Below are 795 nucleotides of genomic sequence, written 5' to 3'. Positions count from 1 at the left end.
TAATCGGGTAGCCGAGGGTCTCTAACCCTCAGCCCCCACAACACCCTGCATGCGGATCCGCACAGGGCGTTTCACTGAGAATGGTGAAGCTTGATCCATCCATCGCGCAATTCATAAAGCCCCTGAGATTTTAAGTAAGCATTGGATAATGCCTGATTAATCCCCGGTGTTTTAGAGCTTCGCCATGGGCCTTTACTGGTAATGCCACACGCAACAGCCGCCTGTACGTGGACGCCTCGACTCATCAGGTTCCTTACCTTGGTGCGTGGCTTTCGCCACTGCCGCCAGTAAGCCATCCTTATTCTGCGCCGAATCCAATGATCTAGATCGACGCAGAGTTGGTAGCAATTGGCGATGCCAAAATAGTTAATCCAGCCACGTATAAATTGGCTGGTCTTGAAGAGCTGATATTTCATCGACACCCCCCAGTTACGATTCGTTAACATGCGTATCCGCTGCTTAAATTTCAGTAGCGTTTTCTCATGCCATTGAATACGACCAGCCTTGAAGGTAAACCCCAAGAACTTACTCTCACTGGTTTTAACGACGCGACTTTTATCGGTATTGACGACCAGCTTCAAGCGGTTTTGCAAGTACTGACTGATACTGCGTAGTACGCGTTCACCTGCTCGCTGACTCTTTACCACTATCGTAAAGTCGTCGGCATAGCGGGCAAACTTATGGCCACGTTTCTCAAGTTCTTTGTCCAGAGGATCGAGCATGATGTTCGCTAGTAGCGGCGATAGTGGCCCGCCTTGCGGTACACCTTCTCGGCTCACACCATAGAACTGGTTG

Annotated in this window: 1 protein-coding gene; it reads right to left on the bottom strand. The window is 50.1% G+C overall.

Annotated elements, in window-relative coordinates; translation table 11 throughout:
* Nucleotides 1-71 precede the first annotated feature (71 nt).
* Nucleotides 72-795 (bottom strand): reverse transcriptase domain-containing protein (locus tag Q4492_RS15645; protein ID WP_303419857.1); only part of this gene is annotated, 724 nt, incomplete at its 5' end.

The organism is Neptuniibacter sp. 1_MG-2023, from assembly GCF_030547185.1.
Lineage (GTDB): Bacteria > Pseudomonadota > Gammaproteobacteria > Pseudomonadales > Balneatricaceae > Neptuniibacter.
Note: the sequence above shows the minus strand (reverse complement) of the source record. Positions and strands in the feature narration are given on the sequence as shown.